This window comes from Streptomyces sp. MMBL 11-1 (assembly GCF_028622875.1).
GTDB lineage: Bacteria > Actinomycetota > Actinomycetes > Streptomycetales > Streptomycetaceae > Streptomyces.
Map to the genome: position 1 here is coordinate 5,669,354 of NZ_CP117709.1, position 21,174 is coordinate 5,690,527.

Genomic DNA, 21,174 nt, shown 5'->3' on the forward strand with positions numbered 1-21,174 from the left:
CCGACGAGCGCGTCCAACTGCCCTCGGCCTCAAGCAACTTGTCGATCACGTCGAGCCGTTCGAGGCGAAGGAGCCGCCCGTGTCCACCCATGACCTCTACACCACCCCGCCCGCGGAGCCGATCTGGCAGGTCCCCGCCGCCGGAGCCGCCCGGTTCAGCTGGGACTACGACGACGGCCGCGAACGCCTGCTCGCCCTCTACCAGAAGGGCAAGGACAAGCAGTGGGACGGCGCCAAGCGCATCGACTGGTCGCTGGAGGTCGACCCCGCCGACCCGCTCGGCACCCCCGACGAGGCGCTCACCCTGTACGGCACCCCGCACTGGGCGAAGATGACGGAGAAGGACCGGGGCGAGCTGCGCAAGCACTACACCTCCTGGCAGTTCAGCCAGTTCCTGCACGGCGAGCAGGGCGCGATGGTCTGCGCGGCGCGCATCGTGGAGTCCGTCCCCGACCTGGACGCCAAGTTCTACTCCGCCACGCAGACCATGGACGAGGCCCGGCACGCCGAGATCTACGGCCGCTTCCTGCACGAGAAGATCGGCATGCTCTACCCGGTCAACGACAGCCTCCAGGGGCTGCTGGGCGACACCCTGCGCGACTCCCGCTGGGACATGCCCTACCTCGGGATGCAGGTCCTCATAGAAGGCCTGGCGCTGGCCGCCTTCGGAATGATCCGCGACACCACGACCAAGCCACTGCCCCAGCAGATCCTGGCGTACGTCATGCAGGACGAGGCCCGGCACGTCGCCTTCGGGCGGATGGCGCTGCGCGACTACTACAAGCAGCTGAGCGACGCCGAACTCCGTGAGCGCGAGGAGTTCGTCATCGAGGGCTGCTACCTGATGCGCGACCGGCTCAGCGGCGTCGAGGTCCTGGAGAACTTCGGCATCGGCAAGCAGGAGGCGAAGGACCTCTCGGAGCACTCCGAGTTCCTCCAGCTCTTCCGCAAGCTCCTGTTCAGCCGGATCGTCCCGTGCGTCAAGGACATCGGCCTGTGGGGCCCACGGCTCCAGCGGGCGTACGTCGACATGGGCGTCCTCGAACTCGGCGACTCCAACCTCGACCTGCTGATGGCCCAGGACGAGGAGATAGCCGAGGAACTGGACCGCGAACGCTTCGCCGTCGAGGAGCGCGCCCGGGTGGCGGAGGTCGCGGAGGCGATCGGGGAGGGCGCGGCCGACGCCGCCTGAGAAAAAAACGCGGCGCGGCGACGGGCGGCGGCCACTCACGGCCGATGCTCTCGACCTGATACCGATATCGGACGCGTCGAAATTCCGTTCGCAAACGTGTCGTACGGTGAGCGCATGACCACCCCGCCGCACCCGCCGCCGGGCCCGTACGGGCCGCCGCCCCCGCAGAACCCCTACGGCCAGAACCCTTACGGCGCTCCGCCGGCCGCGCCGGGCCCCGCGCCGCAGCAGCCCTACGGCTACCCGCAGCAGCCCCCGCCGCCCCAGCAGGGTGGCTGGGGTCAGCCCGGCATACCCGGTGGAGGCGGCCCGGGCGCGCCCGGCGGCTGGCCGCCCCAGAACCAGCGGCCGCCGCGCGGTAAGCGGACCGGACTCATCGTCGGCATCGCGGTCGGCGCGGTCGTGGTGGCGGGCTCGATCGCCTTCGGCGTCACCCAGCTCGCCGACAAGGGCACCGACCTGGCGTACCCGAAGGCGGAGTACCGCCTCCTCGTGCAGCAGAAGCTGCTGGACGGCGAGTTCAGCCTGGGCCGGGACCTGTCGGAGACCGAGGGCAAGGAGATCGAGGACACTCCCGACCCCAGCATCCGGGACGGCGAGGCGGTCGTCGCGCACTACGCGTCGGACAAGGGCGGTGCCCTGGTGCTCTCGGGGATGTACGGGCGGCTGGCCAGCCCCGCATTCATGCGCGGCAAGATCATGGAGGGGGCGGCGGAGGCCGACGGCGCGAAGCTCGTCGTGCCCGCCAAGGAGTTCAGGCCCGAGGGATACGGCATCACGATCGAGTGCCAGATCGTGCAGTCGAACGAGGGCGGTGGCGTCGCGAACATCCCCATGTGCGCCTGGGGCGACGAGAACACCGCCGCGATGATCGCGCTGATCCGTCCGGAGAGCGTGCTCAAGGACGCCAAGTCCATCGACCTGGCGGCGGTCGCGGAGGAGACGGCCAAGGTCCGCGAAGAGGCCCGCGCGCCGATCGGCTGACCGGAGACCGGAGAGCAGCGGCCGGAGACCGGAGACCGGAGACCGGCGGCCGGAGGGCCCACCCGTCGGCCGGAGAGCCCACCCGCTCCCGGGAGGGCGACGGGCCGTCAGGGGGTCGTGCCCGCCCCGCCCGTCAGCGCCGCCCGGCGGTGGGCGGCATCGGTGCGGCGGGCAGGGCGTCCTCCACCGCGCGGGCCGCGGCGAGCAGCCGGACGTCCGCGCCCCGCGCCGCCGCCAACTGGAGCCCCACCGGGCAGCCGTCCCCGGTGAACCCGGCGGGCAGGCTCGCCGCAGGGTGCCCGCTCAGGTTGAACGCCCAGGTCAACGCCGTGGAGTAGAGGTCCCCCGGGCCCTCGTGGCCGTGCGGACGGTTCGGGGTGGCCGGGGTCAGCAGCAGGGCCCCGCCGGCGAGGAGCGCCTCCAGCCGCTCGTCGTTCGTCCGCCGCACCCGCACCGCCTCCGGGTCGTCGGGCGACCCGCCCCGTACAGCCGTCCAGGCCCCCACCGGGTCGAGCAGCGCGGCCTCGCGCCCCAGGAGGCGTACGGTCCCCGTCGCGACGAGCCGGTCCACCGCCGCCCGGACGACGGCCGCCACCGCCGGGTCAACCTCCGCGAAGCCGAGGTCCTCGCTGTACACGGCGGGCAGCGGCAGGACGGGAGCGGCGACCGGTTCGTACGCGTCCAGCACATGGCGCAGATACGGCTCCGCCGCCGCGGCCGACCGGGCCAGCACCCCGGCCGAGGCCAGCCCCGACCGGTCGGGGGAGGGGAGCAGTCCGTTGGTCGTCTTCAGCCCGAACACCCCGCACCAGGCGGCCGGGATACGCACCGACCCGGCCCCGTCGCTGCCCGTCGCCAGCTCCGCCATCCCCGTCGCCACCGCGACCGCCGACCCGGCCGACGATCCGCCCGGGGTACGGTCCGCCCGCCACGGGTTGACCGTACGGCCGTGCGCGCCCAGGCCCCAGGTCTGCCAGTGGGTGCCGGGGCCGGGCACCGAGGTCGCGCCGACGGGGGAGCCGCCCGCCGCGATCAGCCGACGGGCCGCGAAGGACCGGATCCCGGCGGGGCCCTTCACCGCGAACGGCAGCCCGCCCAGGGGGAGCCGGCCCGCCACGGCCTCCCGTTCCCGGGCGAGCGCCTCCTCCGGCCAGACCTCGATGAACGCGTGCAGCGCCGGGTCCAGCCGGCCGATCCGCTCCAGGGCCCGCGCCACCGCGGAGTTCGTCCGTGTCATGGGCCCAGTCTGCCGGTGCGCCCTCCCCGTGCCCCGGCTACTCCTCCAACGCCGCCTCCATCACGGCCCGGGCGATCGGGGCCGCGCTGCCGCCCCCGCTGATGTCGCCCCGGTCCGCGGCGGCGTCCTCCACGACCACCGCCACCGCGACGGCCGGGCGGCCGGAGCCGGGGTCCTGGGCCCAGGAGATGAACCAGGCGTACGGCAGCCCGGAGTTGTCGACTCCGTGCTGGGCGGTACCGGTCTTGCCGCCGACCTTCACCCCGTCGATCGCCGCGTTCGACCCGGTGCCGTTCTCCACCACGTCGACCATCATCCGCTGGAGCCGCACGGCCGTCGACGGGCTCATCGGCCGCTGTGACGGGGCGGACCTCTCCTGCCGGACGGTGTCCCCGTCGTTCGTGGTCACCCGGTCCACCAGATGGGGGCGGCGCAGATCCCCGCCGTTGGCCACCGCCGAGGCGACCATCGCCATCTGGAGCGGGGTCGCCGTCGTGTTGAACTGCCCGATCGACGAGAGCGCGAGCTGGTCGTCGCTCATGTCCGTGTCGAAGTTGCTCCTCGCCACCCCGGACGGGATGCGCAGTCCGGTGTCGTTGAAGCCGAACTTCTCCGCCGCCTCCACCATCCCCTCCAGCCCGACCTCCACCCCGAGATGGGCCATCACGGTGTTGCAGGAGACCCGGATCGCCTCCGCCAGGGACGCCTGGTCGCAGCCGCTCGCCTCGTCCGGCAGGGTCGTGCTCGTACCGGGCAGGACGTACGGCGACGGGGTGTCCGTGGGCGCGTCGGCGTCCGTCACCGCCCGGGCGTCCAGGGCCGCCGCCGCCGTCACGATCTTGAAGGTGGAGCCCGGCGGATAGGTCTGCCGGATGGCCCGGTTGAGCATCGGCAGACTCTCGGCCGCGTTCAGCCGGGCCCACGCGTCGGTCACCGCGGAACCGGTCCCGGACAGCCGCTCGGGGTCGTACGACGGGGTCGAGACCAGCGCCAGGATCGCGCCCGTCGACGGATCCAGCGCCGCGACCGCGCCCCGCCGCCCGCTCAGCCCGTCGTACGCGGCCCGCTGCATCGACGCCCTGATGGTGGTGACGACATCGCCGCCCGGCTGCCGGCCCCGCGTGAACTCGTTCCAGAAGGGCAGCGGCGCCAGCAGGGAGTCCGTACCGGACAGGACGGAGTCCTCGGCGTTCTCGATGAGCGTGGTGCCGTACGTCTGCGAGGCGTATCCGGTCACCGGCGCGTACAGCGGGCCGTGCAGATAGGTGCGCTCGAAGCTGAGCCGCTCACCGGTCTCCTTGCTGCCGGTCACGGGCCGGTCGCCGACCAGGATGTTGCCGCGCGGCTGGTCGTAACGGGCGATGGTGTTCCGGCGGTTGGCCGGGTTGCCGTCCAGCTCGTCGGCCTCGAAGACCTGGATCCGGGCCGCGTTGACGAGCAGCGCCACCAGCAGCAGCAGACAGAGGGCGGCGGCGCGCCGGATGTAGCGGATCACCGGTCCTCCTCCGTGGCCGCCGCGATGACGCCGGTCTCGGCCTGACCGGAGTGGGGTCTGCGCGAGACGTCGCTGACCCGGATCAGCAGCGCCACGATGATCCAGTTGGTGACGACGGAGGAACCACCCTGCGCGAGGAACGGCATCGCCATCCCGGTCAGCGGGATCAGCCCCATCACCCCGCCCGCGATCACGAACACCTGGAGCGCCAGGATCGACGCCAGGCCGATGGAGAGCAGCCGGCCGAACGGGTCGCGCAGGGCGAGCCCGGCCCGGTAACCGCGCGCCACGAGCAGCGCGTAAAGCAGGAAGACCGCGGTCAGCCCGCTCAGCCCCAGCTCCTCGCCCGCGGTCGCCAGGATGAAGTCCGACTTCGCGGCGAAACCGATCAGGATGGAATGGCCCGCGCCGAGCCCGGTCCCGAGCATCCCGCCCGCCGCGAAGGCGAACAGCGACTGGGCGAGCTGACTCGGCCCCTGCCCCGCGTCGATCGACGCGAACGGGTCCAGCCAGTCCTGCACCCGGCTGTGGACGTGCGGTTCGAAGGAGCCGACGACGAAGGCGCCGACGGCGGCCAGGAGCAACCCGACCGCGATCCAGCCGGTCCGGCCGGTCGCCACGTACAGCATGATGACGAAGAGCCCGAAGAACAGCAGCGAGGTGCCCAGATCGCGCTCCAGCACCAGCACCCCGACGCTCAGCAGCCAGATCGCCACGATCGGCCCGAGCACCCGGCCGGCGGGCAGCTGCAGCCTCCACACCGTGCGGCCGGTGTACGCGAGCGCGTTGCGGTTGGCGGCCAGATAGGCGGCGAAGAACACCGCGAGCAGGATCTTGGCGAACTCGCCCGGCTGGAAGGAGAGTCCGCCGACCCGGATCCAGATCTTCGCGCCGTTCACCGCCGGGAAGAAGATCGGCACGGTCATGAGGACGAGCGCCGAGGCCACCGACAGATACGCGTACCGCTGGAGCACCCGGTGGTCGCGCAGCAGCACCACCACGGCCGCGAACAGGGCGACGCCCAGGGTGGACCAGACGAGCTGGGTGGGCGCGGCCTGGTCCCTCGGGGTCTCCAGGTCGAGCCGGTAGATCAGCACCAGGCCGAGCCCGTTGAGCAGGACGGCGATCGGCAGCAGCAGCGGATCGGCGTACGGGGCCCGGAAGCGGACCGCGACATGGGCGAGCAGCGCGAGCGTGCCGAGCCCGGCGCCGTACCCGGCGACGTCGGGGGGCACGGCGCCGTCGTGGGCGAGGCCGACCGCCGCGTAGCCGAGGACGGAGATCAGGACGCCCCCGACGAGGAGGGTGAGCTCCACCCCGCGACGCTTGGGCAGGCGTAGCTCGGGCGGGGGAGCGTCCGCCGTCGTTGCGGTCATGCCCCGCAACGTAGCAAGAGGCGCGCGGTATTTCCCTTATGTCACACCTTTCGGTGCCCTTCCACGTCCCTCCGCGCCTTCGTTCATGTCGGCGCCCACCGGACAGGCGTCCGCCCGTGGAGCCGGCGGCGACACGGCCGGGCTCCACGGGCGGGCGTTCGTGCGGGTGACGCGAGGTCAGCACCACTTCGGCGCGGCGCCGATGTTCTCGATGTAGCGGGCCGAACCCCAGGCCCAGGTGCCATCGGTCAGCAGGTACCAGCGGTTGTTGCCGTCGACGTTGTCGCCCGTGGTCTTGCAGAAGATGTTGACGGTCTTTCCGTACTCGACCGAGCCGACGATGCGGCTACTGCGGGTCGGCTTGTCACGGAGCAGCAGGTACGGCTTGGCGATGACACGTCCCTTGTAGGTCCGCTTCGGCGCCTGGGGGCGCGCCTGGCCCTCCTGGCGGGCCTCGTTCTGCCGCGCCTCGTGCTCGCGCTGCAGGGCCGAGGCGGAGAGCTCGTCGGACGTCGGGTCCGGAGCGGCTGCCTCCGCGCGCTGTCCGACGGGCTGGGGGTCGGCCGCCAGTGCGGCGGGAGCGGCGGCGGTGAGCGCCGCGAGCGTGCCGGTGGCGACGCAGAGGCCGAGCCGGCGGAGCCGCGAGGGGCGGGACAGGGGGGACATGCTGCCTCCATGCGATGAGGAAGGGACCGTGGGGGACACGAGCTGGGCTCGTGCCGGTCACGCTAGATTCGCCACACACGGTCCGCAACGCGTCACGTTGCGTGAGAGGCGCTCCGGGTTGGGCCGTCCGGGTCGTCCGTTCCGCCCCGGCGCCCGTCATCACCGGGGTTCCCGCCGGAATCACCGTCGTCCAGGTGCACGTACTCCGGCAGGGTCATCCGGACGAGCGCCCCGCCGTCCGGCGGATTGCCGAAGTCCAGCCGCGCGCCGATGACCTCAGCCTGGCCCAGGGCGATGGTCAGCCCCAGACCGTGCCCCTTGCCCGCACCGTCCGTGCGGAACCGCTGCGGCCCGCCGTCCAGCAGATACGCCGGGAACCCCGGGCCGTGGTCCCGTACGGAGACCACCGTGCCGTCCACGCTCAGCACCACCGGGGGGCGCCCGTGCCGATGGGCGTTGGCCACCAGATTGCCGATCACCCGCTCCAGGCGCCGCCGGTCGGTCTCCACCCGGGCCGTGCCCGTCACGCGCACCTCGGTGTCGGTGCCCGAGGCCCGGACGACCCGCTCCGCCAGCGGCGCGAGCTCGTGGACGGCGAGGTCGACCTGCTCGGTACGGGCGTCGAGCCGGGAGATCTCCAGCAGGTCCTCCGTCAGCGCCCGCATCGCCCGTACCCGGTCGCGCACCAGCTCCGCCGGGCGGCCCGGCGGCAGCAGTTCGGCGGCGGCCGACAGACCGGTCAGCGGGGTGCGCAGCTCGTGCGCCACGTCGGCGGTGAACCGCTGCTCGGTCTGGAGCTTGCGCTGGAGGGTCGAGGCCATGGTGTCGAGCGCGCCCGCCACGATCGCCACCTCGTCCTGGGCGCGGACCGGGCGCGCGGTCCGGGGGTCGTGCACCCGGGCATCGAGATCGCCCGCGCTGATCCGGCGGGCCACCCGGGCGCTCTGGTGGAGCCTGCGGGTCACCCGGCCGACGGCGAACAGGCCGACGAGCAGGGTGGCGGCGATGGCCAGCAGCGAGGAGCCGACGATCGCCCGGTCCAGGCCGCCGATGGCGCGGGCGCTGTGGCTGTAGTCCGTCCAGGTCGCCAGCGCCCGCCCGTCCGCCGGGCCCGCCGCCCACATGGCGGGTCCGCTCCGCGCGCCCGGCCGCTTCGGTCCGTCCGCGACCACGGTGCCCCGCTCACCGCCCGAGGCCAGGGCGCGCAGCGAGGCGGGCAGGCCCGGCGGGTCGATGCCGGACCTCGGGGGCAGCGGCTCCCCGGCCTCGTACGCGTCGGTGACCACCTCCAGCCGGCTCAGCGTCTTCTCCCGGGCCTGTTCGACCGTCTGCCGGGTGAACGCGGTGTGCACCAGGAAGCCGAGGAGGGCGGCCAGGGTGCAGCACATGACGGTCAGGAAGACCGCGGACTTCCAGGTGAGGCTCGCGGTCCAGGAGAGCGAGCGGAACCGGCGCCGCCTCATCGCGTGCCCGGGGAGGACGCGGAGGATTCCGGGGAGGGCCTCGGGGCCTTCCGGTGCTCGGGCGTCCGCAGGATCTCGTCCCGGGTGGGCAGCATCGCGCGCTGCCGGTCGTCCCACGACCACGCGGTGCGGTACTCGTACCCCGGGATCACCGAGGGGGCCCGCATGATCAGGTCCCGGCCCGCCAGCTCCACGCTGATGACGGCGTCGTAGGTGGACATGATCCGGGTCAGCCGGCCCTCGTCCGGCATGTAGACGCGCAGGGCGAGCTGCCGCTCGGGCAGCCGTATGCCGAGGACCAGTTCGTCCCTGCCGTCGCCGGTCAGGTCGCGGTAGTACGGCGGGAGGACCGGGCAGTCGTCCGGGGCGGTCCGGCACGCCTCGATCTGCCGGACCGTGGCGTCCGGCAGATCGTCCAGGCCGCTGTCCCGGTCCGTCTTCGCCCTCAGTCCGGCCTGCGCCACGGTCACCGGGTCCAGCCGCCGCACATCGCCGCCGGTCACCCGGATCCCCGGGATGCGCGCGGTCTCGCCCTCGCCGTAGTCGTACGGGGCGGCGGAGGCGGGCGGCAGATCCGGCCACAGGCTCTTGGGCTCGACGGCCGACGGCGCGTCGCCCGCGCTCTCCAGCCCGCCCGCCGCGCCGCAGCCGGACAGCAGGATGAGCGCGGCGAGGGCGAGCGCGGCGGTACGGGGCGCCGCCGGGACGCGGTGCGGGCGCACGGCTCGCCTCCTCTCCGACGACGGACGACACAGCGGTCTCACCCTAATCGGACGACCGTGCGCAATGCCGACTTCGTACCCGGGGTGACGCACCTCGGCCCGGCGGCCCCGCGTTCGGCGGGGGCGGGGGCCGGGGCGGTCAGGAGGGCCGCGGGATCAGCGCTGGTACGGGTTCTGCCCCGGAGGCGTGAAACCGGGCTGCTGCGGGGCCTGGCCGTGGACGTTGCCGTCCTGACCGGCCGCGGCCTGGGCGAGCAGCCGGTCGGCCTCCTCCTGGGGTATCTGCCGCTCCCCGCCGCAGAACGTGCACTGCGTGGCGTACTTGGTCGAGAACGGGAACAGCGGCACGAAGAACAACGTGAACTTCGTGACCCGCTTGCGCAGGGTGTGCGCCGCCGGATTGCCGCACCAGCCGCACACCATCGTCAGGATGGCCAGCTGGTGGAGGTAGCCCTTGGTGCCGAAAATGATCATGCCGTGCTTCCTTTCCCCGTCCCCCGGAGTGCCCGTCGGCACAGCGCCAGGAGCTTCTCGTCCTCATGGATGTCGTGACTGCCGTACCCGCCGTCCATCGCGTTGTGACGGCGTACGGAGGCGAGTTCGCTCCGCAGGACGTGTGCTGCGGCCGACCCCTCCGGGACCGGCCCCATCCGTGCCACGCATTCTGCCACCCGGACCCGCACATGACGGCTCCGCTCCCAGTCGGCGAGCAGGGCCTCGGTGGTCTCGGACGACCGGCCGGTCACCTCCCACAGCGCGATCGCCGCGTCGACCCGCAGCCACAGCTCCTCGTGCGCGAGCAGCCCGCGCAGCCGGGGCGCGGCCACCGCGGCGCGCGGCCCGAGCGCCCCCAGCGCCACCACCGCCGCCCGCCGGTCGTGCACCTGGTGCGACTGGAGGCCCTCGATCAGCACCGGCAGCACCGCCCCGGTGTCCCCGGAGACCGCCCACAGCGCCTCGGCCGCCTCGGTCGCGGAGGCCGTCCCCGGACGGCGGATCAGCGCCCGCAGCTCCGGGACGGCCTCCCGGGCCGCGGGCCCGAACGAACCCAGCGCCCGCAGCGCCGCCGTACGCAGCCACTCGCCCCGGTACTCCGGCGCCCCGCGCAGCACCCGCAGCACCTCCGGCGTCGCCTCGCCCGCCCGCAGCCCGGTCAGCCCGGCCAGCAGCGGGCTCGCCCGGTCGTAGGCCGCCTCGTCCAGCTCCACCTCCCCGAGCCTGCGCCGCAGCGCCCCGGCGAGCGGCCGGGCCGCCGCCCCCAGGTGGCCCACCGCGAACCCCACGTCGTGCGCCACCCGCGGCAGCTCCAGCGCCGCCGCCAGCGCGGGCACCGCCCGGGCGTCGCCGAGGCGCGCCAGGGCCTTCACGGTGGAACCGAGTCCGGGCGGACCGCTGGCCCAGGCCTTCACCCAGTCCCCGGGACGGTCGGCCACCCGGGCGGCCAGGGCGTCGGCGGCGGGCGCGGCGAGACCGAACAGCTCCTCCAGCACATGGGACGCGGCCTCGGCGAGCCGGGGCTCGGGGTCGGACAGCTGCTCGCCGACGAGCGCCACCAACTCCTCGTAGGGGCCGCGCCAGGCCCGTATCAGCCCGCCGCTCATCCGCACGGCGTCGATGCGCTGGCGGCGGTCGGGGCTGCGCAACTGGTCGGCGAGGAGCGCCGTGCGGTCGCCCACCCGGTCGTCGAGGCCGACGTGCAGGGTGCGCAGCAGGTCCGCGGCCCAGGGAGCGCCGCGCCCCGCGTTCTCCTGCGCGGAGAGCGGCCGCAGCTGCCCCACGAGCGTCGGCGCCGCGACCTGCTCGCCCCGACAGGCCTCCGCGGCCACCGGCTCCGGGTCCACCGGATCCGCGTCGGGGTCCACCGGCTCCGCGTCCGGTTCCCGCTCGGGGTCCGGCTCGTCCTTCTCCGGGGCGGGCTCCTCCGGCGGGGAACGCATCTCGCGCAGCAGCCCCGCGACCACCGGCACCACATCACCGGGCAGCCCGTCGGGCGCACAGCGCGCCAGCTGGGCCAGGGCCGCGAGCCGCAGCCCCGGGGAGTGCGCCGGGGACGCCAGCCGGCCCAGCCACTCCGCGACCCGCCCCGCCAGCGGCCGGTGCCGCAGCGCGACCCGCCCGGCGGCCTCCACGAGCGCGAGCCGCACCTCCTCGTCGGGCTCCACCGGCAGCCGCTCCCGCAGCAGTGTGAGCACCCGCACGGGGTGCCGGTGCAGCGTGGCGAGCGCGAGCGGGGCCGCGAGCCGCACCCCGGGGTCCTCGTCGGCGATCAGCTCGAAGAACACCCCCGCGCCCGCGGTGACCGCCGCCGCCGCCATCGCGTAGTTCGCGGCGCCCTCGATCTCGTCCTCGTCGATCTCCGCCTCGTCGTCCTCGTCGAGGTCGAAGCCGCCGATGCTGGTGAGCAGTTCGACCACGCTGCCGCGGTCCTGCACCCCCGGGTCCACGGCCAGCTCGAACAGGAACGGGATGCACGCGAGCGTGCACGCGTACACATCGCCCTGGTGGTGCACCGCGCCGTACATGCCGTCGAGCGCCGCCTCCCGCTCCGCCGGATCGTCGGAGGCGAGCCCGCGCAGGAGCTCCGGCACATCGTCGGCAGGCCCGTAGGCATGCTCCATCGAGGCCCAGTCGACCTCGTCGATCCCCGAGAACACGCCATCCCCTCCCCACGATCACGACAGCGCCCGGACCGGCGCGCCCGTGGCGCACCCGTCCGTCACACCCCTCCCGGCGCGCCCCGGAGAAAGCGCCTGCGCAGAGTGTGCACCACGGGTCCGACAATCCACCCGCCACTTGTGGCCTTTCCTCGCGCCGTAACGAGGTCATGACCCGGTCAAGACGAACCGGCTGTGGATTCCTGTGAACCGGGAGCGTGTCAGGCGGGCAGCGGACGCGCTTGCCCCGGGTCGTTCAGCGGGGCGAGCAGGTCGCCGTGCCGGTCCAGCCGGGCGGCCATGTCCTCGGCACGGAACACCAGGGCGCCGGCCTCCTCGCACCCCGCGATCTCCTCCCAGGTGACCGGGGCCGACACGGTGGGCTCGGACCGGGCGCGCAGGGTGTAGGGCGTGGCGGTCGTCTTCGCCGCGGCGTTCTGGCTGAAGTCGACGAAGACCTTCCCCGGCCGCAGGGAGCGCTTCATCCGGTGCAGGGCCAGCCCCGGAAGCTCCGCCTCCGCCTCCACGGCGAGCCGCTTCGCGTACGCGGACGCCTCGCCGGACGGGACGGGCTCCAGCGGGACCAGCAGGTGCATCCCCTTGGACCCGGACGTCTTCGCGTACGCGGCGAGACCGTCGGCCGCGAGGCGCTCCCGCAGCCAGAGCGCCACCGCGCAGCACTCCACGACGGTCGCGGGGGAGCCGGGGTCCAGGTCGAAGACCATGCGGTCGGCGATCTCCGGCGCGTCCGCGCGCCACTGCGGGGTGTGGAACTCCACCACCAGGTTGGCCGCCCACATCAGGGAGGCCAGGTCCCGCACGACCACCTGCCGGGCACCGGGGTCCTCGCTGCGCGGAACGGAGGTGGTCTCCACCCAGGCGGGCGTACCGGGCGGCGGATTCTTGGTGAAGAAGACCTGGCCGTCCGGCCCGTCCGGGTAGCGCAGGAAGGACACGGGGCGATCGCGCAGATGGGGCAGGATCACGCTGCCCGCGGTGGCCGCGTAGTAGTGCAGCACCTCGCCCTTGGTCGTCCCGGTGGCCGGATACAGGACTTTGTCGAGATTGCTGAGCGAAACCCGTCGCCCCTCCACCTCGGTGATCGGCGTCATACGATAAGAATCACATGAAATCAGGCCAAAGCGTCTTCAATGCCTCAAGGATGCTCAACGGTCGGCAAGGGGTGAACGGTGAGGTCCATATGGAACGGCGCGATCTCCTTCGGGCTGGTCAGCATCCCGATCAAGCTGGTCAACGCCACCGAGAACCACGCGATCAGCTTCCGGCAGATCCACCTCGCCGACGGTGGCCGGATCCGGTACCGCAAGGTCTGTGAACTGGACGAGGAGGAGGTCTCCGGCGGCGAGATCGGCAAGGCCTACGAGGACGCCGACGGCACGATGATCCCGATCACCGACGAGGACCTCGCCCAGCTCCCGCTGCCCACGGCGAAGACCATCGAGATCGTCGCCTTCGTGCCCGCCGACCGGATCGACCCGCTCCAGATGGAGGCGGCGTACTACCTCTCCGCCAACGGGGTCCCGGCCGCCAAGCCGTACACCCTGCTCCGTGAGGCCCTCAAGCGCAGCAACAAGGTCGCCGTCGCCAAGTACGCCCTGCGCGGCCGTGAACGGCTCGGCATGCTCCGCGTCGTGGACGACGTGATCGCCATGCACGGACTCCTGTGGCCCGACGAGATCCGTGCGCCGGAGGAGGCCGCGCCGGACGGTGACGTCACGGTCCGGGACGCCGAACTCGACCTGGCGGACGCTCTGATGGACACCCTCGGCGAGGTGGACATGGACAGCCTCCACGACGACTACCGGGAGGCGGTGGAGGAACTCGTCGCCGCGAAGGCCGCCGGCGAGAGCGTGCTCCCGGCGGAACCCGAGGACACCGGCGGCGGCAAGGTCATCGACCTGATCGCGGCCCTGGAGAAGAGTGTCCGGGCGGCCAAGGGCTCCGGGGACGACGAGGGCGACGGCGACATGGCCGACGTCCACCCCATCGAGAAGGCGTCGTCGTCGAAGACGTCCGGGAAGACCGCGCGGACCACCGGAACCGCGAAGAAGAGCACGGCGAAGAAGAAGACCACCGCGAAGAAGGCCACGGCTAAGAAGGCCACGGCTAAGAAGGCCACGGCGAAGAAGACCGCGGCGAAGAAGACGACATCATCCCGCAAACGCACCTCGGCCTGACGGAGAGCCGCGGCCCCGCGGCCCCGCTGCCGTACGCCCCCCGTACGCTACGGCCCATGAGCGCAGAGGCCCCCTCGGGACGGGTGATCGACGGCCGTTTCACGCTGCTGGAGCGGCTCGGCAGCGGTGGCATGGGCATGGTCTGGCGGGCCCGCGACGAGGCGCTCCACCGCGAGGTCGCGCTCAAGGAGGTGCGGCCCCCGGACCCGGCGCTCGCGGAGTACGACCCCGAGGGCGCCCGCACCCTGCGCGCCCGGGTGCTGCGTGAGGCGCGTGCCCTGGCCCGGGTCGACCATCCTTGCGTGGTCACCGTCCACCACATCGTCGACCCCGGCGAGGACGGCTATCCGTGGATCGTGATGGAGCTGGTGGCCGGCCCGTCCCTGCACGACCGGCTCGCCGACGGGCCCATGGCGCCCGCCGAGGCCGCCGAACTGGGACGCGGCATCCTCTCCGCCCTCCGCGCCGCCCACGCCTCCGGCATCCAGCACCGCGACGTCAAGCCCGCCAACGTGCTGCTGCGCCCCGACGGCCGCCCCGTCCTCACGGACTTCGGCATCGCCGCCATCCGCGAGTCGACCAGCCTCACCATGACGGGCGCCCTCATCGGCTCGCCCGACTACATAGCCCCCGAGCGGATCCGGGGCACCGAGGGCGACCCGTCCTCCGACCTCTGGTCCCTCGGGATGATGCTGTACGTCGCCGTCGAGGGCCGCCACCCGCTGCGCCGGGCCACCACCCTCGCCACGCTGGCCGCCGTGCTCGACGAGGAGATCCCGCCGCCGGTACGGGCCGGGTCCCTCGCCCCGGTGCTGAAAGCGCTCCTCACCAGGGACCTCCCGGCCCGCCCGGACGCCGAGGCCCTCGACCGCCTGCTGGCCGAGGCCGCGCGCCCGGCCGGGGGCCCGGTCCCGACACCCACGGAGCCCGTACGGGAACGGCCCGCCTCCGCACCGCCCGGGTCCGTGCACGCCACGCCCACGCGGTCGGCCTCCGCGCCCCCGCCCGGTCCCGGGCCGGCCCACCCCTACCAGTCGGCCGCCCCCGCCCCCTCCCTCACCCCGCAAGAGCGCCGGAGCCGGGGCGTGCGCCGCGTCCGGATGATCAGCGTCGCCTCGTCCGTCGTCTCGGCCGCGGTGATCGCGGGCGTCGTCCTCTGGACGGTCGACCCGTTCTCCTCCCAGGGCTCCGACGGCGACGACCGCCCCCGCGACACGGCGAGCGCGCCCCGGGCCTCCGTTCCCGCACCGGACCCGGCAGCCGACGGCTCCGACCCCTCCGGTGCCTCCGACCCCACCGGGGCGTCCGGCTCTTCCGGAGCGTCCGACCCCACCGGGGCGTCCGGCGAGAAGGGCCTGCCGGAGGCCGAGGACCTGCTGACCCCGGACGGGGCGCGGGCGGCGGTCAAGGCGATGAAGCCGCTCATGGGCGGGACGAAGGTCACCGCCTTCACTCTCTACGGTGAGCACGCGTACGCCGACGCGCCGCTGAAGTCCAACGCAGCGCTGTACGACCGCTTCAGCTACCGCGACGGCCGGGCCAAGAACGACGACATGGGCGGCACCCTGACGTCCCGGACCACGACGGTCGACCTGAACTCCGTCGACTGGGACGCGCTGCCCGCCCTGCTGAGAGCGGCGGAGCGGACGCTCAACATCCCGGAGCCGGAGAGCCGTTACGTGATCGTGGATCCCTCGTCGCCCTTCCACGACGACCGCCCGGTGCTGCGCGTCTACGTCTCCGACTCGCACGGCGGCGCCCACCTCACCGCGGAACTGGACGGACGGGTCATCGAGAGGAGCCCGCGCCCCAAGGGCTGAGCACCGGCTCCACCGGATCCGGGAGCAGGGGCAGGTCCAGCCCGAGCGGATTCCGCTCGATGACGTAGGTGCAGCTGGTGTACGTGTAGCCCGGCTGGACCTTCGACCCCGAGGTGTAGCTGTCCACCCGGGCGGTCGCGCCCGTGCCGTGCTTGTAGAGGAAGTGGTACTCCCCGGCCGGAAGCCGAAGCCGTGCCTTCGGGTAGCTCCTGCCGCTCGCCTTGCAGGCCCGCCGCGCTCCGACGGAGGCGCTGTACCGCTCACAGCCCGCGCAGGCCTTCAGCGTGACGGTGCCGGTGACCGGACCGGTGTAGAGCACCTCGACCGCGTTCGGCGCGTCATTGCTGATGACCAGCTCCATCCGGGCCCCGCCGGGCCGCTTCGACGGCGGCAGCCGCTTGCCCGCCGCCGGCCGGTCGTCGGCGATCTCCGCGGCTATGGCGATGTTCCGCGCCTGCCGCACCCGCCCGTCGCTCTTGTACGTCCGCGCGAAGTCGGTCAGCGTCGTGCGCGCGTCGCCGAACCTCTCGTCCTCGAACTGGTCGACCCCGCAGGCGTACACGCCGTTCACGACACCCTTGTCGGCATCGGCGCGCAGCGCCTTCACGTCCTCGGCGGGCAGGCCGGACGCGGTGGCGCCGAGGCCCCGCAGCACCTCGGTGGCCGCACACGGCTCGGCCCCCTTCAACGCGGCGACCTGCTCCTTGATCCGCTTCCCGATCGCCGGGCCCACCTGCCGCGCGGAGGCGGAGTCGGGGAACGTGCGCAACAGCTCGCCCAGCTCCGCGCCACCCCCGCCCGGCCCGCCCAGCCGCGACACACCACACCCGTACAACGACGTGGCGAGCGGTTCGTCGGGCCAGGCGGCGAGCGCGCCCAGCAGCTTCTCGTCGACCGAGTCCGGAAGCGTCCGCAGGTAGGTCAGCGGCGCGACCGCTTCACAGAGCCGCTTCTCGGCGTACGGGGCGGAGACGGCGTCGTAGTACGTCTTCAGGCGGTCCGGGACGAGCTTCGCGGCCCGGGAGCCGGGATGGTCCTCGCCGAGCGCGCGATAGACGTCGAGCGCCCGCTCGTACTCGCCCTTCGCCGGGCCGAACGGCTGCCGCGAGGCGGCCGAGACCCGCTCGTCCCCGGCCGCCAGCCGGTCCAGCAACATCTGTTCCCGTGCCTCGTCCCGTGCGGAGCCGTACACCACCGTCCCGCCCGCCGGCACGGCCAGCAGCACCACGCCGAGACCGACCGCCAGGACGGGCCGCCACGCCCCGCCCAGCGCCGAGCGCCGGGCGATCCGCGCCCCGTCGGCGGCGGCGAGCACCAGTACGAGCAGATACCCGGCGAGGACGGCTCCGGGCACCCCGTCCGGATCGGCGGGCAACGCCGCCCACAGCAGCACCGCCGTGGCGCCCCAGCACACCCCGGCCCGCACCCAGCGCCCCAACAGGGCGTAACCGAGCCCGAGTCCGGTCAGATTGAGCAGCGCGGCACCGGTCGCACGCAGGGGAGCGCCGGGCGGCGGCGGCCCGGCCGCCGGCGCGTGGGAGGGCGGCGGCGGGACGGTCCCGTACCCCTCGAAGCCGTAACGATCACCGGACTCCATAACGGTCCCCCCACCGTCGAGCCGTAAAAGTCACCCCCAATCTGCCCAGGGACGTCCTGATTCACACACCGTCGAACGGGCGTATGCCGACCGGTCGGAGGCGAGGAAGGTGACCAGACATGATCGCCCCAATGTGCTCCCGAGGTCACGAAAAATCGTTGAACCTCACCCGAACTGATGACTAGTTCGACATGAGAGCGAAGAGCGTGCAAGATCGCTCATGTTCGCTCCCTCAGGGGAGTGGCCAACCCTCAATGCAACGGCCCGAGCCAGTAACTCGGCTTGAGAAGAAAGCAGTTACCAACCGATGAAGCTCCTGCAGTGGATGTGGGGCGCTCCCAGCGCCTGATCAGCCCTCGTCGGCAGCGCATCCTGCCGTCGATCGAACGGACCGGCACCCGGGCGAGGCTCAGGAGCCGGTCCTTCTCGTCTCCTCCCGCAACAGGTCCCACAGGCTCTCCGCCTCGGCCTCGGAGCCCAGGCTCCGGTACACCTCGACCGCCCTCTTCGCGTACACCCGGGCCAGGTCGCCCCGGTGCAGACGCAGACCCGTGCGCGCCAGGCCCGCCAGCGCCCGTGCCGCCGCGGGACGGGAGCCGGTGCGCTCGGCCAGCTCCAGGGCCTGCTCGTACACCCCCTCCGCCATCTCCGGCCGGTCTTCCGCCTCGTGCACGTCGGCCACGCCGAGCAGCGCCCGGGTGCGCTCGTAGGCGCTGTCGATCCTCCGGGCCACCTCCTCCGCGGCGGTGAAGCGGAGCAGCGCCTCACCGGTGTTGCCGTTCTCGGCGTACGCGGTGCCCATGCTGATCAGCGCGTTCGCCTCGCCCAGCGCGTCCCCCCGGGCCCGGTGGCTCTCCAGTGCCCTGCGGAAGCCGTCCAGCGCCCGTGACGTGTCCCCCATGGCCTGGTGCACCGCACCCATGTTCGTCTCCAGAATGGCCAGTTCGCGGGCACCGCTGTGCAGCCGGGCCAGCACCCGCGACTTCTCGAGGTGGTCGCGGGCCTGCCCGATGCGCCCCTGGAGGTGGTGGATCTCGCCGATGTTGTTGAGTGCGCGGATCTGTCCCAGCAGATCCCCCGTCCCCTCGTGGATGTGCAGCGTGAGCCGCGCCCGGCCGAGCGCCTCGTCGTACCGGCCCTCGTAATACAGCGCCGCCCCCTCGACGTTGAGACAGTCCGCCTCGCCGTGCAGGTCGCCCAGACCGCGGTAGAGCGCCAGCGCCCGCGCCACCATGCGCAGCGTCGGACCGGTGTGCCCGGCGGCCAGGTGCGCGCGGCTCGCCTGGAGCGAGCTGTCGGCGCACCCGGCGGGGTCCTTCAAGTCCTGGAACAGGGTCAGCGCCTCGCCCGCGCAGCTCAGCGCCTCCCCGGGCCCCGTCTGCGCCAGCACCTCCGCCGCCTCCACCAGCGTCTGCGCCAGCAGCAGCGGGTTGCCCCGGGAGCGCAGCGCCTCCACGGCCGCGCCGTACAGCTCGTTGGTCACCGCCCAGCTGCCCCAGATCCTGAGCGAGGGGGCGAGCGCGTGCGGGAAGAGCGCCGCGTGGTCCCGGTGCTCCGAGGCGGCCGTGCGGGCCGCGGCCAGCAGGTTGGCGCGCTCGGCGTCCAGCCAGGCCGCCGCCTCCTGGGCGTCGCCGAACTCGGCCGCGTACACCGACATGTGCTCGGGCTCCAGCGCCCTGCGGCGCGGGTGGGTGAGGCGGTGGGCGCGGTGCGCGGAGGTGAGGCAGTATCCGAGGAGCCGGCCGACGGCGGCGCCGCGCGCTTCCTCCGGCTCCTCGGCGGTGGCTACGCGCAGGGCGAACGCCCGGGTGAGGTCGTGCAGTTGGTAGCGGCCGAGCACCGGCTCCGCCAGCAGATGGCAGTCCAACAGCTCTTCGATGCTGCGCCGCACGCCCTCGGCCCCGCCCCCCGGCCCGAGCCCGTTGCCCCGCCCCGACAGAGCCGCCGCGGCCGCCGCCGTGATGTCGGGCCCGGGATGCAGCGCGAGCAGACGCATCAATCGGCGCGTGCCGGGCGTCAGCTCCGCGTACGAGAAGCGGAACGCCGAGACGAACACCTCCTCGTCGAGTTCGTCCAGCGGATCGCTCGACTGGGCCAGGCGCTCCAGGAGATGCCGCAGGTCCCAGATCTCCCGGTGCCGGAAGCGGCCCGCGAGCAGCGTCGTGGCCAGCGGATGCCGGCCGCAGGCGTCCACCAGCAGCCCCAGCGCCTCCGGATCGCGGGCCGTGCGGGCGGTGCCCGCGATCCGGGTGAACAGGGCCGCCGCCTCCCGCGCCGACAGCGCGTCCACCGCCAGGGACGTGGCCCCGTCCAGTGCGGAGAGCCGGTTGCGGCTCGTCACGATCGCCAGGCACCCGGCCGAACCGGGCAGCAGCGGGCGTACCTGAGCGGCGTCCCGTGCGTTGTCGAGCACCACCAGCACCCGGTTGCGCGCGGTCCACTCCCGCCACGCGGCCGCCCGCCCGTCGAGGGTGTCCGGCAACGCACCGCCCTCTCCTGCGGCATGCAGCAGGAAGGCCAGCGCCTCGGCCGGGTCCAGGGGCCGCCGCCCGCTGAACCCGTGCAGATCGACGTACAGCTGACCGGCCGGATAGTCCCCGGCCAGCCGGTGCGCGGCGTGCACCGCCAGCGCGGTCTTGCCGATGCCGGGCATCCCGTGGAGCACGGCGACCGGCAGCGCGTATCCGTCGGCGCCGGCGACCCCTTCCCGCAGCAGCGTCAACTCCCGGGCCCGGCCGGTGAAGTCCCGGGTGTCGCGGGGGAGGTTGTTGCGGGCCGCGAGGGCGGGCGGAGGGCCCGGGGCCGCGGCGGCGGGGGGCGCCGGAGGAGCGGGCGCGGGCGCGGTGGGGGCGAGGGACCTGATGGTGACCGCCTCCGCCCGGGGGCCCGTCAGCCCCAGGTCCTGTTCCAGGATCCGCTGGTGCAGCGCCCGCAGATCGGCCCCCGGCTCCATGCCGAGGCCCTCCCGCAGGCGGGTGTGCGTCGTGCGGTAGAGCTCCAGCGCCTCACTGTGCCGCCCGCTGCGGTGAAGTGCCAGCATCAGCGAGGCCACCACCCCTTCCGCCAGCGGGCTCTCCGCCGCCAACTCGCGCAGCTCACCGATGAGATCGGCGTGCCGGCCTAGCTCCAGCTCCAGCCGGATGCGCTCCTCCCGGACATGGCGGTGGTCCTCCACCAGCCGCGTACGCACCGACGCGGCCCACTCGCCGGCGCTCTCGGTCAGCGGCTCGCCCCGCCACATGCTCTCGGCGGTCCGCAGCAGCCCGATCGCCCAGTCCGTGCGGCCCTGCTCCGCCGCCACGGCCGCCTCGGCGCGGAACCGCTGGAAGCGGACCAGGTCCAGATCGTTCTGGTCGCTCATCCGGAGCCGGTACAGCCGGGGCGGCATGTGGTCCAGCCGGACGAGCGGCCCCACCGCGTCGCGCAGGTGTCTGCGCAGCTTGGAGAGGTACGTCTGGAGCGTGGCCGGGCCCTTGGGGGGAGGCTCGTCCCCCCAGACACGTTCCATCAGCGTGTCCACGGCGACGGGCTCCCCGCGCGCGTGTACCAGAACCGCGAGCACGCAGCGGTGTTTCACCGAACCGAGCATGTGCTGCTGGTCCCCGTGCCACAGTTCCAGAGGTCCCAGAGCAAGAAGGTCCACATCGCCCCCCGATGGGTGCGCCACTTCCTGCCGCCACCGGCAGCCTCCGCACGTGTGTGCGGAACCGTCCACTGTTCCCTGAGCCACCGGTCCGGACCAGAGCGCATGGGGGCGTGAGCGGGGCGCA

The 21,174-nt window shown here is 73.5% G+C and carries 15 protein-coding genes; 4 read left to right on the forward strand and 11 right to left on the reverse strand.

Annotation, left to right across the window (positions count from 1 at the left end; genetic code table 11):
- The first annotated feature begins 79 nt into the window (after positions 1–79).
- Entirely contained in the window at positions 80–1,192 is a 1,113-nt protein-coding gene (locus PSQ21_RS25450) for a ferritin-like domain-containing protein (RefSeq protein ID WP_274033307.1), read from the forward strand.
- A gap of 114 nt (positions 1,193–1,306) precedes the next feature.
- Positions 1,307–2,176: a hypothetical protein gene (locus PSQ21_RS25455; RefSeq protein ID WP_274033310.1), complete on the forward strand. Its 870-nt coding sequence runs from the start codon at positions 1,307–1,309 to the stop codon at positions 2,174–2,176.
- 133 nt (positions 2,177–2,309) lie between these two features.
- On the opposite strand, the gene PSQ21_RS25460 is transcribed toward PSQ21_RS25455, so the two are convergent.
- From PSQ21_RS25460 to ligD, 9 genes are all read right to left on the reverse strand, one after another.
- On the reverse strand, positions 2,310–3,413 hold the full coding sequence (locus tag PSQ21_RS25460; protein WP_274033312.1) for an amidase family protein: 1,104 nt from the start codon (positions 3,411–3,413) through the stop codon (positions 2,310–2,312).
- Positions 3,414–3,450: 37 nt separating this feature from the next.
- Positions 3,451–4,908 (reverse strand): penicillin-binding transpeptidase domain-containing protein, encoded by a 1,458-nt coding sequence (locus PSQ21_RS25465; protein WP_274033314.1) that lies wholly within the window; start codon positions 4,906–4,908, stop codon positions 3,451–3,453.
- Positions 4,905–6,284 carry an FtsW/RodA/SpoVE family cell cycle protein gene (locus PSQ21_RS25470; RefSeq protein ID WP_274033316.1) on the reverse strand — a complete coding sequence of 460 codons (1,380 nt, stop codon included), beginning with the start codon at positions 6,282–6,284 and terminating at the stop codon, positions 4,905–4,907. Before PSQ21_RS25470 ends, PSQ21_RS25465 begins: the two co-directional genes overlap by 4 nt.
- Positions 6,285–6,461: 177 nt before the next feature.
- Positions 6,462–6,950: an SH3 domain-containing protein gene (locus PSQ21_RS25475; RefSeq protein WP_274033318.1), complete on the reverse strand. Its 489-nt coding sequence runs from the start codon at positions 6,948–6,950 to the stop codon at positions 6,462–6,464.
- 92 nt (positions 6,951–7,042) lie between these two features.
- On the reverse strand, positions 7,043–8,413 hold the full coding sequence (locus PSQ21_RS25480; RefSeq protein WP_274033320.1) for a sensor histidine kinase: 1,371 nt from the start codon (positions 8,411–8,413) through the stop codon (positions 7,043–7,045).
- The gene (locus PSQ21_RS25485; RefSeq protein ID WP_274033321.1) at positions 8,410–9,135 is read right to left on the reverse strand and encodes a hypothetical protein; all 726 of its coding nucleotides are present in this window, start codon (positions 9,133–9,135) and stop codon (positions 8,410–8,412) included. Before PSQ21_RS25485 ends, PSQ21_RS25480 begins: the two co-directional genes overlap by 4 nt.
- A 156-nt stretch (positions 9,136–9,291) precedes the next feature.
- Positions 9,292–9,609, reverse strand: a complete 318-nt coding sequence (locus tag PSQ21_RS25490; RefSeq protein ID WP_274033322.1) for a zinc-ribbon domain-containing protein — start codon at positions 9,607–9,609, stop codon at positions 9,292–9,294.
- Positions 9,606–11,789, reverse strand: a complete 2,184-nt coding sequence (locus tag PSQ21_RS25495; RefSeq protein ID WP_274033324.1) for a HEAT repeat domain-containing protein — start codon at positions 11,787–11,789, stop codon at positions 9,606–9,608. Before PSQ21_RS25495 ends, PSQ21_RS25490 begins: the two co-directional genes overlap by 4 nt.
- 221 nt (positions 11,790–12,010) lie before the next feature.
- Entirely contained in the window at positions 12,011–12,901 is an 891-nt protein-coding gene (gene ligD / locus PSQ21_RS25500) for a non-homologous end-joining DNA ligase (protein ID WP_274033326.1), read from the reverse strand.
- Between the two features lie 78 nt (positions 12,902–12,979).
- On the opposite strand from ligD, the gene ku reads away from it, so the two are divergent.
- Both ku and PSQ21_RS25510 read left to right on the forward strand, forming a co-directional pair.
- Positions 12,980–13,987 (forward strand): non-homologous end joining protein Ku, encoded by a 1,008-nt coding sequence (gene ku / locus PSQ21_RS25505; RefSeq protein WP_274033328.1) that lies wholly within the window; start codon positions 12,980–12,982, stop codon positions 13,985–13,987.
- Between the two features lie 56 nt (positions 13,988–14,043).
- Positions 14,044–15,807, forward strand: coding sequence for a serine/threonine-protein kinase (locus PSQ21_RS25510; protein ID WP_274033330.1), 1,764 nt, complete (start codon positions 14,044–14,046; stop codon positions 15,805–15,807).
- Here the strand turns inward: PSQ21_RS25510 and PSQ21_RS25515 are convergent.
- Entirely contained in the window at positions 15,776–17,404 is a 1,629-nt protein-coding gene (locus tag PSQ21_RS25515) for a hypothetical protein (RefSeq protein WP_274033331.1), read from the reverse strand. The genes PSQ21_RS25510 and PSQ21_RS25515 overlap by 32 nt on opposite strands.
- A 409-nt stretch (positions 17,405–17,813) precedes the next feature.
- Complete coding sequence (locus PSQ21_RS25520; RefSeq protein ID WP_274033332.1) at positions 17,814–21,047, reverse strand: AfsR/SARP family transcriptional regulator; 3,234 nt, start codon at positions 21,045–21,047, stop codon at positions 17,814–17,816.
- Between the last annotated feature and the right edge of the window lie 127 nt (positions 21,048–21,174).

Coding starts and splice junctions, on each gene's coding strand:
- PSQ21_RS25490 (WP_274033322.1), bottom strand. CDS start 9,609: ATGATCATTTTCGGCACCAAGGGCTACCTCCACCAGCTGGCCATCCTG.
- ligD (WP_274033326.1), bottom strand. CDS start 12,901: ATGACGCCGATCACCGAGGTGGAGGGGCGACGGGTTTCGCTCAGCAAT.
- PSQ21_RS25470 (WP_274033316.1), bottom strand. CDS start 6,284: ATGACCGCAACGACGGCGGACGCTCCCCCGCCCGAGCTACGCCTGCCC.
- PSQ21_RS25455 (WP_274033310.1), top strand. CDS start 1,307: ATGACCACCCCGCCGCACCCGCCGCCGGGCCCGTACGGGCCGCCGCCC.
- PSQ21_RS25515 (WP_274033331.1), bottom strand. CDS start 17,404: ATGGAGTCCGGTGATCGTTACGGCTTCGAGGGGTACGGGACCGTCCCG.
- PSQ21_RS25480 (WP_274033320.1), bottom strand. CDS start 8,413: ATGAGGCGGCGCCGGTTCCGCTCGCTCTCCTGGACCGCGAGCCTCACC.
- PSQ21_RS25475 (WP_274033318.1), bottom strand. CDS start 6,950: ATGTCCCCCCTGTCCCGCCCCTCGCGGCTCCGCCGGCTCGGCCTCTGC.
- PSQ21_RS25510 (WP_274033330.1), top strand. CDS start 14,044: ATGAGCGCAGAGGCCCCCTCGGGACGGGTGATCGACGGCCGTTTCACG.
- PSQ21_RS25460 (WP_274033312.1), bottom strand. CDS start 3,413: ATGACACGGACGAACTCCGCGGTGGCGCGGGCCCTGGAGCGGATCGGC.